The organism is Kitasatospora sp. NPDC038210 (assembly GCF_055600605.1).
This window is the reverse complement of record NZ_JBVJYK010000007.1, coordinates 319,387-331,307: the sequence shown is the minus strand read 5'-3', so window position 1 is coordinate 331,307 and position 11,921 is coordinate 319,387. Positions and strand designations below refer to the sequence as shown.

12 protein-coding genes and 1 pseudogene are annotated in these 11,921 nt (G+C 70.8%); 4 read left to right on the top strand and 9 right to left on the bottom strand.

The annotated features are described in order from the left end of the window. Window positions 1-57: 57 nt before the first annotated feature. Window positions 58-765: an SDR family NAD(P)-dependent oxidoreductase gene (locus tag ACZ7KX_RS17680; protein ID WP_470327204.1), complete on the bottom strand. Its 708-nt coding sequence runs from the start codon at window positions 763-765 to the stop codon at window positions 58-60. Between the two features lie 101 nt (window positions 766-866). On the opposite strand from ACZ7KX_RS17680, the gene ACZ7KX_RS17675 reads away from it, so the two are divergent. Further along, the gene (locus ACZ7KX_RS17675; protein WP_470327203.1) at window positions 867-1,718 is read left to right on the top strand and encodes a helix-turn-helix transcriptional regulator; all 852 of its coding nucleotides are present in this window, start codon (window positions 867-869) and stop codon (window positions 1,716-1,718) included. 141 nt (window positions 1,719-1,859) lie between these two features. On the opposite strand, the gene ACZ7KX_RS17670 is transcribed toward ACZ7KX_RS17675, so the two are convergent. Next, on the bottom strand, window positions 1,860-2,453 hold the full coding sequence (locus tag ACZ7KX_RS17670; RefSeq protein WP_470327202.1) for a TetR/AcrR family transcriptional regulator: 594 nt from the start codon (window positions 2,451-2,453) through the stop codon (window positions 1,860-1,862). Between the two features lie 165 nt (window positions 2,454-2,618). Here ACZ7KX_RS17670 and ACZ7KX_RS17665 point away from each other — a divergent pair, with 165 nt between their 5' ends. Then, window positions 2,619-3,566, top strand: a complete 948-nt coding sequence (locus ACZ7KX_RS17665) for an alpha/beta hydrolase family protein (protein WP_470327201.1) — start codon at window positions 2,619-2,621, stop codon at window positions 3,564-3,566. Window positions 3,567-3,766: 200 nt separating this feature from the next. Here ACZ7KX_RS17665 and ACZ7KX_RS17660 read toward each other — a convergent pair whose 3' ends face one another. The 3 genes from ACZ7KX_RS17660 to ACZ7KX_RS17650 all read right to left on the bottom strand — a co-directional run bounded on the left by ACZ7KX_RS17660 (window position 3,767) and on the right by ACZ7KX_RS17650 (window position 6,093). Further along, complete coding sequence (locus ACZ7KX_RS17660) at window positions 3,767-4,384, bottom strand: hypothetical protein (protein WP_470327200.1); 618 nt, start codon at window positions 4,382-4,384, stop codon at window positions 3,767-3,769. 292 nt (window positions 4,385-4,676) lie between these two features. After that, window positions 4,677-4,916 carry a DUF6596 domain-containing protein gene (locus tag ACZ7KX_RS17655; protein WP_470327199.1) on the bottom strand — a complete coding sequence of 80 codons (240 nt, stop codon included), beginning with the start codon at window positions 4,914-4,916 and terminating at the stop codon, window positions 4,677-4,679. A 178-nt stretch (window positions 4,917-5,094) separates the two neighbouring features. After that, window positions 5,095-6,093 (bottom strand): NADP-dependent oxidoreductase, encoded by a 999-nt coding sequence (locus ACZ7KX_RS17650; RefSeq protein ID WP_470327198.1) that lies wholly within the window; start codon window positions 6,091-6,093, stop codon window positions 5,095-5,097. 122 nt (window positions 6,094-6,215) lie between these two features. Here ACZ7KX_RS17650 and ACZ7KX_RS17645 point away from each other — a divergent pair, with 122 nt between their 5' ends. Further along, window positions 6,216-7,088: a LysR family transcriptional regulator gene (locus ACZ7KX_RS17645; protein WP_470327197.1), complete on the top strand. Its 873-nt coding sequence runs from the start codon at window positions 6,216-6,218 to the stop codon at window positions 7,086-7,088. A gap of 303 nt (window positions 7,089-7,391) precedes the next feature. Here ACZ7KX_RS17645 and ACZ7KX_RS17640 read toward each other — a convergent pair. From ACZ7KX_RS17640 to ACZ7KX_RS17625, 4 genes and pseudogenes are all read right to left on the bottom strand, one after another. Further along, window positions 7,392-7,781 (bottom strand): annotated as a pseudogene (locus ACZ7KX_RS17640) (alpha/beta hydrolase fold domain-containing protein); the annotation flags it as partial. 80 nt (window positions 7,782-7,861) lie between these two features. Next, window positions 7,862-9,127, bottom strand: coding sequence for a multidrug effflux MFS transporter (locus tag ACZ7KX_RS17635; RefSeq protein ID WP_470327196.1), 1,266 nt, complete (start codon window positions 9,125-9,127; stop codon window positions 7,862-7,864). A gap of 3 nt (window positions 9,128-9,130) precedes the next feature. Beyond that, on the bottom strand, window positions 9,131-9,775 hold the full coding sequence (locus ACZ7KX_RS17630; protein WP_375946411.1) for an NAD(P)-dependent oxidoreductase: 645 nt from the start codon (window positions 9,773-9,775) through the stop codon (window positions 9,131-9,133). A gap of 23 nt (window positions 9,776-9,798) precedes the next feature. Further along, on the bottom strand, window positions 9,799-10,551 hold the full coding sequence (locus tag ACZ7KX_RS17625) for an MBL fold metallo-hydrolase (protein WP_375946412.1): 753 nt from the start codon (window positions 10,549-10,551) through the stop codon (window positions 9,799-9,801). 81 nt (window positions 10,552-10,632) lie between these two features. On the opposite strand from ACZ7KX_RS17625, the gene ACZ7KX_RS17620 reads away from it, so the two are divergent. After that, window positions 10,633-11,262 carry a winged helix-turn-helix transcriptional regulator gene (locus ACZ7KX_RS17620; protein WP_380342642.1) on the top strand — a complete coding sequence of 210 codons (630 nt, stop codon included), beginning with the start codon at window positions 10,633-10,635 and terminating at the stop codon, window positions 11,260-11,262. The last annotated feature ends 659 nt before the right edge of the window (window positions 11,263-11,921 follow it).

The window sequence follows — 11,921 nt, the reverse complement described above, 5'->3', positions numbered from 1 at the left end:
GCTCCTGCAGGACGAAGACGTGATCGTCGGCCGGGACGGCCATCGTGGGCGGGTCGGTCACCAGGGCAGCGGGCCCTCGGCGTCGGCGTAGGTGCCGGTGGGACCGTCCGGGGTGAGGCTGGCCATGCGGACGATGATCTCGGCACCCTGTTCGACGGTCTGGATGCCGGTGTTGCCGTTGAGGTCCGTCTTGGTGAAGCCGGGCTCGACGGCGTTGATGCGCATGTTCGGGAACGCCTTGGCGTACTGCACGGTGACCATGTTGACGGCGGCCTTGGAGGCCGGGTAGGCGACGCCGGGGTACGCGTAGGTGGGGGTGTCGGCGGTGGTGACGCGGGTGAGCGAGGCCAGGCCGCTGCTGAGGTTGACGACGACGGGGGCGGCGGAACGCTGCAGCAGCGGGAGGAACGCGTGGGTGACGCGTACCGTGCCGAAGACGTTGGTTTCGAACGTGCTCCGCATCAGGTCGGCGGTGACGTCCGCGGCACCGATGATGCCGTTGCCCTCGGCCCGCTCCTCCACGCCGGCGTTGTTGACCAGCACGTCCAGGCCGCCGTCGGCCTCGACGGTCTTCGCCGCCGCGGCGACCGAGGCGTCGTCGGTGATGTCGATGACGACCAGCCGCGCGCCCAACTGCTCGGCGGCGCGACGCCCGCGCTCGGGGTCCCGGCTGCCGATGTACACGGTGTGACCTGCGGCGATGAGTTGACGGGCGGTCTCGAAGCCGAGCCCCTTGTTCGCTCCGGTGATCAGTGTTGTGGTCATGCCTCCACGATGCTGCGCGGCAATGCCGTCAGCCAGGCGTCCGGTCTTCCTGGGACTGCCAGTACCAGGCACCCGCGGGTGGGGCGGTGCACAGTGGTGGCATGGCGACCACGGAGTTCGGGCAGACGGTGCGGCGCTGGCGTGACCGGGTCCCGCCGGAGGCGGCCGGCCTGCCGGTGGGCGGCCATCGGCGCGCGGCCGGACTGCGCCGGGAGGAGCTGGCGCTGCTGGCCGGGATCTCGGTCGACTATGTCACCCGCCTCGAACAGGGCCGGGCGACCAACCCGTCGGAGCAGGTCGTCGAGGCGCTGGGGCGGGCGCTGCGACTGAACGCGGAGGAGCGTGAGCACCTGTTCCGGGTCGCCGGGCTGGTAGCGCCGGGACGAGGTACGGTGCCCGCCTACATCACGCCCAGCGTGCAACGGATGCTGGACCGGCTGACCGGCACACCCGTCGCGGTCTCCGACGCGGCATGGACGCTGCTGCTGGCCAATCCGCTCTACACCGCGCTGATGGGTGAACGGCACGGCAAGGAGCGCAACGGGGCGTGGCGGAACTTCCTGGGCTCGGGCAGCCGGGTCCGCCACACGACGGAGTCCCGGCGGGCGTTGGAGACCGCGGTCGTCTCCGACCTGCGGGCGACGGCGAGCCGCTACCCCGCGGATCTGCGGCTGCGGCGTCTGATCGCTGATCTGCGCGGCAACAGCGAGCGGTTCGCCGAGCTGTGGGACTCCGGCGCGGTGGGACACCAGGAGGCCTCGCGCAAGACCATCGACCATCCGCAGGTGGGATCGCTGACGCTGGACTGCGACGTGCTGAGCGTCGCGGGCAGCGATCTGCGGATCATGGTCTACACGGCCGAACCCGGCACCGAGGACGCCGAACGGCTGGCGCTGCTGGCGGTGATCGGCACGCAGGCACTGGTGAAAGTCGCCGGCGAGGGCGTCGGGTGAAACCGCCGCAGCGGGTCGGCTCAGCTGTCGAACTCGGCAGCGCGGCGAGTGCGGGGGGCGAAGGGGGCCTCGCGGCGTCCGGCGGCCTGGCCCGCACCCCGCGGACACTTGACCGCGCCCGGCGAGCAGTGACCGTCGACGTCACTCCGACGGGTGGCGCTGCAGTCCGCACAGAAGCAGTTCGACCAGGCGCCGGGGATCGTACTGCGGGTCTCCGCCTCCGATGCACAGGTTGCCGATGCCGCGCATCAGTTCATAGGGATGGGTGCCCGCCCTGATCTCCCCCGCCTCGACCGCGGCGTCGAGCAGCCGCGCGCAGACCGGCAGCAGACGGTCGAGGAAATGGCGGTGCAGTGCGGCAAAGCCGCTGCTGTCCGACTGCATCGCGTCGGCCAGCCCGTGTTTGGTGACCAGGAAGTCAACGAACAGGTCGATCCACTGGCGCAGCGCGATGAACGGGGAGTCGGCGTCGGCCAGCAGCACCGACCCCGCCTCCGCGCACTCCTCGATCTGGTGGCGGAATACGGCCGTGACGAGATCGGCCCGGGTCGGGAAGTGTCGGTAGATCGTTCCCGTCCCTACACCCGCCTTGGCCGCGATCTGGCGGATCGGCGCGTCGACGCCGGACGCCACGAACACCTCGGCTGCGGCCGCGAGCAGCGCCTGTTGATTGCGCAGCGCGTCGGCCCGCTTGCTCCGGGCCGGCACCCTCCCCGTGGAGCTCTCGCTGGACATGGCTCTCCCTCCGACACCCATTGACAAAGCGGAACGATGTTCCGGATAGTAAACGGGACAGCGTTCCGCTTCAGGTTAGCCGAAGCGGGGCGCAGCTGCCCTTGCCCGCCGCCACCCGATCAGGGCCGGCCGCGGCACCCATCGCTGTAAGGAGAACCGCTCGTCATGAGCGCATCCGCCCACACCGCACCTGTCCCCGTCCTGTCGTACAGCCCCGTGGTCCTGCCCGTACCCGGACGTCCCGTGGACCTCCAGGTACGCGTCTCCGCTCCCGAGTGCGGAACCGGCCTTCCCGTCATTCTGTTCTCCCACGGTCACGGCCCGTCGAACAACCTCTCCTCGCTGAACGGCTACGCGCCGCTCGCCAACGCCTGGGCGGCACAGGGATTCGTCGTCGTCCAGCCCACCCACCTCACCTCCCGGACACTGAGCCACCTGGTCGCCGACGCCGCCGGTGCACCGGACTTCTGGCGCTCCCGTGCCGAGGACATGAGCCACATCCTCGACCGGCTCGACGTGATCGAGCGCACCGTGCCGCGGCTCGCGGGACGGATCGACCACACCAAGGTCGCCCTCGCCGGACACTCCCTCGGCGGCTTCACCGCAGCCCTGCTCCTGGGCGCCGGGCTCAACGACCCCGACACGGGGAACGTCGTGCACCTGGTCGAGCCGCGGATCAAGGCGGGCGTACTCCTCGCCGCGCCCGGCAGGGGTGGCGAGGTCCTCAACGGGCCCATGGCCCGGCACTGGCCGATCATCGGGGCCGTCGACTTCTCCACCATGGCCGCTCCCACCCTGGTCGTCGCAGGCGACAAGGACGACCCCCGGCACTTCACCGACGCGGGCCCGGATTGGCATGCCGACCCCTACACCCTTGCCCCCGGCCCCAAGTCCCTGCTCACCCTCTTCGGGGCGGAGCACGGACTCGGCGGGATCGCCGGATACGACGCCGCCGAAACCACCGACGAGAACCCCGAACGGGTTGCCGCCGTCGGGCGACTCACCGCGGCCTACCTCCGCAGCCGCCTCCACCCCGGCGACCCGGCCTGGCAGGCCGCATGTGAGGCGCTGGGAACCGATCCCGACCCCATCGGACGGGCCGAAGCGAAGTAGACCGCCCGGACGCACGGCGCGGGGTCACACCGGGCGCGGACGGCCCCGCGCAGCCCCGACCGGATGGGTCGATCAACCTTCGGCGGCACGCGCTCACGTTTCGCTGTCACGGGACACCCGTGTTGTCAGGGCGACGCGGCGACCTGGGCGGGTGCGTGACCGGGCAGGAGGACCCGCGGACCACATCGGGCTCCGCGGCGTCACGCGAGCCCTTCCGAACGCCTCTTGATGCCCAGGAGCATCTTGCGCTCCATCACCAGGCTCCCGGGCTCCATGACGTAGCGGTAGAACGCCCAGGCCCAAGGGGAGGGGGGTGCCGCGATGCGGTTACGGCTGATGAGCCTGGTCACCGTGCCCCGTGGGCGGAGGTCGAATGCCCAGACCCACGCTCCGTCCTCGGAACGCAGCACCAGTGCACGCTCGGGTTCGAGGATTTCGACCCGCATGCGGGGGCCGCTCGCACCCATCGGCAGGACGTCCCCTGCCCGCAGGTCCTGGAATTCGGGTAGGACGACATCGGCGCTGTGCATGTTCAGCCCGAGGAGGTTCTCGATCCAGTCGTACGTGTAGGCGCCGCCACGCCCCGACCCCATCTGCACCAGCCAGGGCCAGATCTTCGAGGGTGGTGTGCCCACAGTGACAGCTCGGGTCGACACGAGCGCGGCATCGGGCAGGAGCGAGTCCCCGGCCACGTCGCCCTCGGATTCCTGGCCGGTCGCCCCCCAGTGCAGGCACGCCCTGCGCCACAACAGCTCGTAGCCCGCCACGCCCCCGAGCACCACGCCGAGGCACAGCGCCGCCGCAGATCGGCTCCTCATCACGGACCTCCTCACGGCCCGGCTCCGACCGACGCGGAGTGGGCCCACAGAACAATGCTCAGCGCGGCTTCGACGCCGTGCGACCGGCCGGAGCGTCCTTGCCCGGTTCGACGGCCCCGGGCTTCCGACAGGCTGCCCGCCAACAACACGCGCGGGCCGGAGGCGCTCCAGGGTGATCCACGACTGCGGATCGACCTCACCAGGAACCCCGTCGAACCCGCATGGGTCCGACGGACACCCCGTCCGGCCCAGGTCTCGACCACAGGCGCTCCACCCCCACCAGCATATGAACTCAGCCGGCATCGGGCTGCTCCAACTGCCGCAGCCGGCCGGTCAGGAAGTCGCGCTCGACGGTGTTCTCGGTGAGCAGCAGCATCCTGCCGTCCTCGGCCGCTCGGGCTTCGCGCCGGGCGTCGGTGAGCAGGATCAGGGCCAGCAGTCCGGCGACTCCGGCGTCCTCGGGGAGCAAGGTGCGCAGCATCCGGGCCAGGTCCGAGGACGCGCTCCGCCAGGTCGCGGCGGATGAGGTCATTCCCCACGGGGGCGGTGTGGCCGGTGGTGAAGAGCAGGTGGACGACGGTGAGGACAGCGTCGATCCGCTCGGGCAGCTCGTCGACGGGCGGTACCCGGTAGGGGATCCGGGCGGTGCGGGCACCTTCAGCTCGTCCAGGCGTGGGCGTAGTGCGCCACCGCCTGCTGGGGTTCGGCGATCACGAGACCACCGTCAGCACGATCTTGCCTTGGATGTGGCCCCGCGCGGCTCGCGCGTGTGCGCTGCCCGCCTCGGGGAGCGGGTAGGTGCTGTCCACCCCGACCTGCAGCTTACCCTCGTCGAACAGGCGCCCGATCTCGGCGAGCTGGGGGCCGTTGGAACGCACCTGAATGTTCGAGACCGTGATCCCCCGACTCGCCGTCTCTTCCGGGTCGTACTGGGCGAAGAACACCGGAAGCATGGTGCCACCGCGCTTGAGCACGGTCAGGAACCGTGAGCTGTCCGGGCCACCGACGGTGTCGATCACCAGGTCGACACCGCTGACCACGTCCGCAGCCTGCGTCCTGGTGTAGTCGATGAACTCATCGGCGCCGAGCTTGCGCAGGAACTGCTCGTGCCGCCCCGACGCCACCGCGATGACGTGGGCCCCCTTCCATTTCGCCAGCTGCACCGCGAAGTGACCCACTCCACCGGCGGCCCCGTTGACCAGCACGGTCATCCCTGGCGTGATCGGCACCGGCCGGTGCACCTGACCGGTGAAGACAGACGGCACGTCGTGGCCGAGATCAACCAGGTACTGCCACGCCGTAAGCACGGCCATCGGCGCCCCAGCCGCCTGCACGTGGTCGATACCGGCCGGCTTGTGAGCCAGGTCCGAAGTCGGCGCGGCCACGTACTCGGCGTACGTCCGGCCGTCGAATCCGGGGAACCGCAGCATGCCGAAGACCTCGTCACCGACGGCGAACCCCAGCACGTCCGGAGCGACCGCCTGGACCACTCCCGACACGTCCGTTCCGGGGACCAGAGGGAACTCCAGGGCCGGCCTCATCTCGGCCGGCATGACCTTCATCCCCTCACGCAGGTACCAGTCCGGCGGGTTGATGCCCGCCGCGTGCACCCGGACGAGCACTTCGCCCGGGCCGATCTCGGGAACCGGCACCTCGTCATACTGCAAAACTTCCGGCCCGCCCGCTTCATGGAACTGGATCGCCTTCATCGCGTCTGTCGCCTTCCTGGGGAAACGTTGCTCCTTGAGTCAACGCCCACTGCGGCATCGCCGTCCAAGACCAATCCGGCAACCTGATCATTCCGAAACGGCATGACGCGTACGCTGCGAGGGTGAACGATCTCGGACAGGACCTGGAACTACGCCTGGTGCGCTACTTCACCGTGGTGGCGGCGCACCAGCACTTCGGCCGGGCCGCCGCCGACTTGCACGTGGCCCAGCCTGCGCTGAGCCGCCAGATCCAACGGCTCGAGAAGTATCTCGGCACACGACTGCTGGACCGCGTATCCCAGGGCACCCGGCTCACGCCGGCCGGCCAGAGGTTCCTCCCCCGAGCCCAAGCCCTGCTGCAGGCCGCCCGCCAGGCCGAACTGGCCGTGCGTGAACGAGCCGAGACCGAACGAATCACCATCGGCTACGTCGAGGACCTGGTGATCACTGCCGCCGCAGGGGAACTGCGCCGCCGCTACCCGGACGCGGAGATCACCACCCGGTACCTGAGCTGCCGCGACGTCGGGGCGCTGTCCGACAAGCGCGTCGACGCCCTGATCGCGCGGGCCCCGCTGCCGCTCGCAGCCGACGTCCTCACCACCCCCTTGTACGAGGAGCCCCGGATGCTCGTGGTCCCGCGCGGCCATCCCTTGGCCGACCGCCCGTCGGTGACCGCGGAAGAACTGGCCGGCGAGGAGGCGGCGCCGTGCGCGTTCGAGACCGCGGACTGGACTTCCTACCGGATCCTCGGGGCCGACGTGCCGCCGATCGAGAGCTACGAGGACAAGCTCGAACTCGTCGCGAGTGGCAGGGCGATCGCCGTGCTACCGGTCGGCGATCGGCGTAGCTCACTGCGTCCCGACCTCGTCACGGTCCCGATCGAGGGCGCTCCTTCCAGCCAGGTTGTCCTGGTCAGCCGCAAGGGCGACCCGAATCCGATGATCAGGAATCTCCGACTGGTGGCCAGGGCCGTCCTGACCGCCCCGGCAGCCTGACGGGGCTCGCCTTCTCCTGCAGCAAAGGCGATGCGTGAGGGCCGGGAGGTGCGCATCCTGCGCAAGGACCTGGCCCACCTGGTGCCGTGGATGCCGTCGCCGGAGCAGACCCGTCGCCGACATCGCCCAGGACGCCCCGCACCGGGACTTCAACGCCGGCCGGTCAGTGGTCGAACGCCATGGCCACGCATCTCCGAGCTGATTCAAGACGTCCCGTGAGAGCTGCACCGACCCGGTGGACGAGAAGAAACCGTGGGTGGCACCCTTGATCGGGAGGTGCTTGACCGGCACGTCGGCGTCGGCGAGCTTCTGCGCGTACCGGTCACCCTGGTCCCGCAGCGGATCGTGTTCGGCGGTGACGATGACGGCGGAAGGAAGCCCAGCCAGCTCGTCGGAGCGCGCCGGCGAGACGCGCAGGTCGGCGCCTTCGTCGGGCGTGTTGAGGTAAAGACCCCAGAACCACTCGAGCCAGCTGCGGCTCAACAGCGGGCCGGCCATGTTCTCGTACATGGAGGGGCTGTCGTCGAACCGGTCGACCGCCGGGTACGCCAGTACCTGCAGTGCGATCCGAGGTCCCCCGCGCCGCTGCGCTTCCTGCACGAGGGCCGCGGCGAGGTTGCCCCCGGCGCTCTCACCGAACACCGCGATGTTCTGCCCAGTCGCGACGGCTCGGCGCCACGCGTGGTGATCCACCTGCTCACCCTCGTACCCCCGCTCCGTAATGGCTTGAGGTGATCGTGCCGGAGGACCGCGGCCCGGGCCGCCGGCCCGATTCACTTGATGCGGGCCCGTCCGCGATCGGTGTGCCGACGCGGTCGCCGGTGCCCGGGAGGTCCTTGGCGGGCCGGCCTGCGGGTGCGCTCACCGGGCATCGACCGGGTGAGGACGCCGAGTGTGAGCAGGGCGAGCGCCGGCAGCACGGCGACGATGATTCCCATCGGCAAGGCGTCGGTGGCGCCACCCGCGCCGGCCAGCGGAGCAAGTGCCGCTCCGAACATGAACTGGCTGAAGCCGAGCAGGGCGGCGGCCGACCCGGCGTGTCCGCCGTGGCCGGCCAGGGCCTGGGCCGCGGCGTTCGGCATGACCAGGCCCACACTGGAGACCAGGACGAACAGGCCGATCAGGAGCACGGGCAGGGGCGCCCGTGTCAGCACCGCGCCCAGGACCGTGGTGCCACCGGCTGTCGCGCCCAGCAGACCGGCGAGCAGCAGCACGCGGGCGCCGGCCCGGGCCACCAGCCGGCCGCTGATCTGGGCGGCCGCGACGAGGCCGGCGGCGTTGGCGGCGAACACGGCGCTGTACTGCTGCGGTGACAGGCCGTGGATTTCCTGCAGGACGAACGGCGAGCCGGAGATGTAGGCGAACATCGCCGCGAAGACCAGGCCGTTGGCCAGGACGTACCCGGTGAAGACCCGGTCGCTGAGCAGCTGCCCGACGACAGCCGGCAGCGGCTGGCGTGACGCGGAGGGGCGGGTCTGCGGCAGTCCTGCGGCGGAGGCCGCCAGCATCACGGCGCCGAGTACGGCCAGGGCCACGAAGATTCCGGGCCAGGCCGTGACGCGCAGTAGCTGACCGCCGAGGACCGGCGCGAACACGGGCGCCAGGCCGGTGATCAAGGTCAGTGTGGAGAAGAGACGTGCGGTGCGGGTTCCGGAGGTGCGGTCGCGGACCATGGCGTTGGCGATGACGATGCCGAACGCCCCGCCGATGCCCTGGACCAGGCGTAGTCCGACGAAGGTCGGGACGTCGGGCGCCACCGCGCAGAGCGCGCTGGCGATCGTGTAGAGGGCGAGGCCCGCCAGCAACGGACGCCGCCGGCCGTAGGTGTCGCTCAGCGGCCCGGCGATCAGCTGCCCGACGGCCAGCCCGGCCAGGCAGGCGGTGATGGTGAGCTGGGTGGCCGCGGCGCCGGCGCGCAGGTCGCCGGCGAGGTCCGGCAGTCCGGGCAGGTAGCCGTCGATGGACAGTGGTCCCAGGGCCACGAGCGCTGCGAGCAGGACGATGAATCGGGTGTGCGGGCCGGCGGCGTCGTTGCTCATGGCTCAGTACGCCACGGTGATGCGGCGGCGGATCGCGGTGCCGCTCTCGATCGTGTCGGCCAAGGCGATCGCGTAGTCGGCGTACGAGATGCGGCTGTTGCCGTCGTCGTCGGTGAGCAGGGTGTCCCCGGCGCTGCGGTAGGCCCCGGTCCGCTCGCCCGCTGCGATGACCGCGGCGGGCGACACGTACGTCCAGTCGAGGTCGTGCACGCCGCGGTAGAGGTCGAGCGCTTCGGACTGGGCCTCGGCGTTGGCCTTCCACAGCGCGGGGAAGTCCGGGTCGTCCATGACCCGGGCGCCGGTCGGCGTGCGCAGGCTGCCGGCACCGCCGATGGTGACCAGGCGGGTGACGCCGGCTCGGCGGAGTCCGTCGATCAGCGCACGGGCGGCACCGACGATCGTGGCGCGGTCGTCCTCCTGGCCGATCCGGGGGCCGACGGCCGACAGCACGGCGTCGTGGGAGGCGGCGAGGCCGGCGACCGCGGCGGCGTCCGTGACGTCACCGGTGGTCACGGTCAGGGCCTTGTGCTTGAGTCCGTCGACGTGGCCGGCTCGGGTGACCGCGGTGACGGTGTGGCCGCGACGCAGGAGTTCCTCGGTGGTGGGCCGGCCGATGTTGCCGCCGGCACCGAACAGGACGATCTTCATGTGTTGCTCCTTGTTTCCGATGGTCACAGGACGGGCCGGCCGTCGGCGATGATGGCCGCGGTGATGCCGCGCTCGTCGGCGGCGTGCTGGAAGCGCTGCTCGATGTCGGGTTGTTCGGTGTAGAACGGCGGGTTGTGGAACAGGCCGTAGTGCATGGCGCAGACGGTGCCGGCGCCGAGCGCGACGGCGGCCTCGACGCCCTGCTCGGGGGTCATGGTCGCCGGGACGTTGGCCGCGTAGCCCTCGAAGTGGGCGATGACGCCGTTGACCGGGACGAACGCGACGTCGAACGGGCCGTGGTCGCGGGCGATCTGCCACCAGCTGCCGTGCCACTGGGTGTCGCCGCAGTGGATGATCCGCCGACCGGCGCCTTCGACGACCCAGGCGACCTGGTCGCAGTCGTTACCGCGCCAGTCCAGCGAGGTCACCGGGGTGACGGTCAGCTCTCCGATGCGGCGTGACCGGCCCAGGTCCTGGGCAACGGGGGTGATGCCCGCCTCTTGCAGCGCCGCCGCGCTCGGGGTGTGGCAGCCGATCGTGCCGGTGGCCGCGATCCGGGCGATCAGGTCGTGGTCGTAGTGGTCGGGGTGCAGGTGGGTGATGAGGGCGTGGGTGCCGGGCGGGGTGTCGACCGGGTCGACCGGCCGGTGCGGCGGCCCCATCACCGGCGCCAGCGGAGCGACGTTCTCAAGCGGGTCGATCAGCAGGCGGGTGTCGCCGAGACGGATCTCGACGCCGGCCCAGGCCAGCCGACGCACGGAAAGGGTGGTGGTCATGGGCAGCGACGCTAGACCGCCGTTGTTGAGAAAGTCAACAAGAGAGTTCTGAATCTCAACGCGGCAAGGTAGGGTGGTGGCATGCGCACCTACGGGCAGTACTGCGGCATCGCGAAAGCACTGGACACCATCGGCGACCGGTGGACCCTGCTGATCGTCCGTGAACTGCTCGCCCTGGGTCCGTGCCGGCACACCGACCTGCGCAACGGGCTGCCCGGGATCGCCAGTAATCTGCTGGTCGACCGGCTCCGCGAACTGGAGGAAGCCGGCCTGATCCACCGCAAGGCCGCCCCGCCGCCGGTGGCCACCACCCTGTTCTCCCTCACCGAGCGTGGCCGCGCGCTGGAACCGGTGCTGCAGGAACTGAGCCGATGGGGAATTCCGCTGTTGCGCGAGCCGGCCGGCAGCGACACCTTCCGCACCCACTGGCTGGACATGCCCGCCCGGGCACTGACCGACCACCGTCCCGACCAGCCGGCAATCGCCCTGCAACTGCACGCCGACGGCAACGAAGACCTGGTCATCGAAGTCAAGGACGGCTCGGTGCACACCCACGCCGGCCGGGTCGACCACCCCACCGCGTCCCTGACCGGACCGCCGCACCTGCTGGCCGCGACCCTGCTCGGCGACCTCGATCTGAGCGCCGCGGTACAGCAAGGCCTGCAGCTCAGCGGCAATCGCGAGGCAGTACTGCGCATCCTGCCCCGCTGAACGACCGGCCGCGCGCGAGACTGCGACCTCAAGCCCTACCGAGTCTGCGCCGGTCTCGAAAACGGTCCTCTGCCGTGCGCAACGGGCTGCTGGGACCGGCTGCCGTGGCCGCGGCGATCACCACCACGGTCTGGCTCGGGCCGTGGCCAACGGAACCACAGCATCATGTCGCCGTGACCCGCGAGGGGCAGATGGTCCCGCACGCATGGGGGACCGAAGTTCCCGTGGTACCGACCGGTCTGAATCCCGGTCGGACTACCGTGTGCTGACCGCCAACGCCGCTGGGAATCGCGCCCTGGGCGGCGGCGTGCGCATCCCCGAGGGTGAGACCATGCACATGAGGATCACGACGGCCGTACCACGCCAGGCCGTAGCGGTGGTGCTCGTGGAGGACGAGAGCGGCCGGGAGATGGCGCGGATGTCCGTTTCCCCGACTGCCCGATGACCCCAGCAGCGGACCGTGCCGGACTCCCGGAGAGGTCTGCGCTGTGCTTCCCCTCGTAACGTAGAGCTCTGACCCGATGTGGAGTTGAGGGCGGGTAAGCGACGTGGCGACGACGCCGAGTTCCGTGAGGGGGCGGTGTGGATCGTGCTGGAGACTGCACGACTTGTCCCCGGACCGGACGGGCACGCCTCGCCCCGGTGGCCGGAACCCGTGG

Bases quoted from the DNA above. Each gene is read 5' to 3' on its own strand.
- ACZ7KX_RS17680 (WP_470327204.1), bottom strand. From the start codon at position 765: ATGACCACAACACTGATCACCGGAGCGAACAAGGGGCTCGGCTTCGAG.
- ACZ7KX_RS17675 (WP_470327203.1), top strand. From the start codon at position 867: ATGGCGACCACGGAGTTCGGGCAGACGGTGCGGCGCTGGCGTGACCGG.
- ACZ7KX_RS17670 (WP_470327202.1), bottom strand. From the start codon at position 2,453: ATGTCCAGCGAGAGCTCCACGGGGAGGGTGCCGGCCCGGAGCAAGCGG.
- ACZ7KX_RS17665 (WP_470327201.1), top strand. From the start codon at position 2,619: ATGAGCGCATCCGCCCACACCGCACCTGTCCCCGTCCTGTCGTACAGC.
- ACZ7KX_RS17660 (WP_470327200.1), bottom strand. From the start codon at position 4,384: ATGAGGAGCCGATCTGCGGCGGCGCTGTGCCTCGGCGTGGTGCTCGGG.
- ACZ7KX_RS17655 (WP_470327199.1), bottom strand. From the start codon at position 4,916: ATGACCTCATCCGCCGCGACCTGGCGGAGCGCGTCCTCGGACCTGGCC.
- ACZ7KX_RS17650 (WP_470327198.1), bottom strand. From the start codon at position 6,093: ATGAAGGCGATCCAGTTCCATGAAGCGGGCGGGCCGGAAGTTTTGCAG.
- ACZ7KX_RS17635 (WP_470327196.1), bottom strand. From the start codon at position 9,127: ATGAGCAACGACGCCGCCGGCCCGCACACCCGATTCATCGTCCTGCTC.
- ACZ7KX_RS17630 (WP_375946411.1), bottom strand. From the start codon at position 9,775: ATGAAGATCGTCCTGTTCGGTGCCGGCGGCAACATCGGCCGGCCCACC.
- ACZ7KX_RS17625 (WP_375946412.1), bottom strand. From the start codon at position 10,551: ATGACCACCACCCTTTCCGTGCGTCGGCTGGCCTGGGCCGGCGTCGAG.
- ACZ7KX_RS17620 (WP_380342642.1), top strand. From the start codon at position 10,633: ATGCGCACCTACGGGCAGTACTGCGGCATCGCGAAAGCACTGGACACC.